This is a genomic window from Neoroseomonas rubea (assembly GCF_016106015.1).
In the GTDB taxonomy this organism is placed as follows: domain Bacteria; phylum Pseudomonadota; class Alphaproteobacteria; order Acetobacterales; family Acetobacteraceae; genus Neoroseomonas; species Neoroseomonas rubea.
On the sequence record NZ_JACADQ010000584.1, the window covers coordinates 1 to 1,355 of the forward strand.

Here is a 1,355-nt window from a genome sequence, read left to right on the forward strand (position 1 = left end):
GGCCGGCGGCGCCACCCGCGCCTGCAGCGCCCCAGACAGCGGCGCCTCAGGCCGCAACCACGGCGCAGCCGGCCGCGCCGGCGACCCGTCAGGCGCCCGCACCCGGCGGCACGATCCGCGTTCAACTCGGCGCGCTGGCCTCGGAGGACGCCGCACGGGCCGAATGGGACCGGCTCGCCCGTCGGCACGGCGACCTTCTCGGTGCCTTCCGTCCGCAGGTCGTGCGGTTCGAGCGCGAGGGCCAGGCCCCTCTGTTCCGGCTGCGGACCGGCGGCTTCGCGAGCGCGGAGGCGGCACGCGAGTTCTGCGAGCAGGTCCGCGCCCGCAACGTGCCCTGCGCCGTGGTCCGCTGACGGCGCGGACATGCCAGTGACAAGGGCGGCGATCATCGGCCTGTCGGGGCCCGTCCTGACCGGGCAGGAGGCGGCGCTGCTGCAGCGCTTCCGCCCCGTCGGCGTCATCCTGTTCGCGCGCAACGTCTCGCATCCGGCGCAGCTGCGTGCGCTGACCCGCGACGTGCGGGAGGTCCTGGGCGGGGAGGCGCCGATCCTCGTGGACCAGGAGGGTGGCCGTGTCGCACGCCTGCGTCCGCCCTACTGGGAGGCCTTTCCGCCGGCCATGGCGTTCGAGGGCGCGGCCGCGCCGGTGGTCGCGTCGAATGCCACGCTGCTCGGCGCCGCCTGCCTGGCGGAAGGGCTGGACGTCGTCTGCGCCCCGGTGCTCGACCTGCGCGTCCCAGGCGCCCATGGCGTCATCGGCGACCGGGCGCTTTCGGCCGATCCGGCCGAGGTGTCGCGCCTCGGCGCGGCCTGGGTGGCGGGGCTGCAGGCCGGCGGCGCCATTCCGGTGATCAAGCACATCCCCGGCCATGGGCGCGCGCTGGCGGACAGCCACCACGAGCTTCCGCGTGTGTCCGCGAGCCAGGCCGATCTCGAGGCAGATATCGCGCCCTTCGCCGCCCTGGCCGCCTCAGGCGCCTGGGCCATGACCGCCCATGTGCTCTACGAGGCCTGGGACCGGACCCTTCCCGCCACCATCTCCCCCACCGTGATTCACGACGTCATCCGGGGCGAGATCGGCTTCGACGGGGTGCTCGTCACCGATGACCTCGCCATGGGGGCGCTCAGGGGCACCTCGAACGACTTGGCCGGGGCGTCGCTTTCGGCGGGCTGCGACTTGGTCCTGCATTGCACGGGGCGGCTGGCCGACAGTGTCGCGCTGCTGGCCGACTGCCCGCCGCTGACCGACCGCGCGGCCGAGCGGCTTGCTGCCGCGCGCGCCGTACGCGGGGCACTGACGACGCGTGACGCCGCGGCGCTGCGGGCGCTGCGTGACGCTGCGCTGCGCTCCGTCGC

Annotated in this window: 2 protein-coding genes; both read left to right on the plus strand. The window is 75.3% G+C overall.

Annotation, left to right across the window (positions count from 1 at the left end; all coding sequences use genetic code 11):
* On the plus strand, window positions 1-353 hold a 353-nt coding region (locus tag HW577_RS25065), incomplete at its 5' end, for an SPOR domain-containing protein (RefSeq protein WP_232475231.1).
* Window positions 354-363: 10 nt separating this feature from the next.
* A partial coding sequence (gene nagZ / locus HW577_RS25070) for a beta-N-acetylhexosaminidase (protein WP_198378804.1) occupies window positions 364-1,355 on the plus strand: 992 nt, incomplete at its 3' end.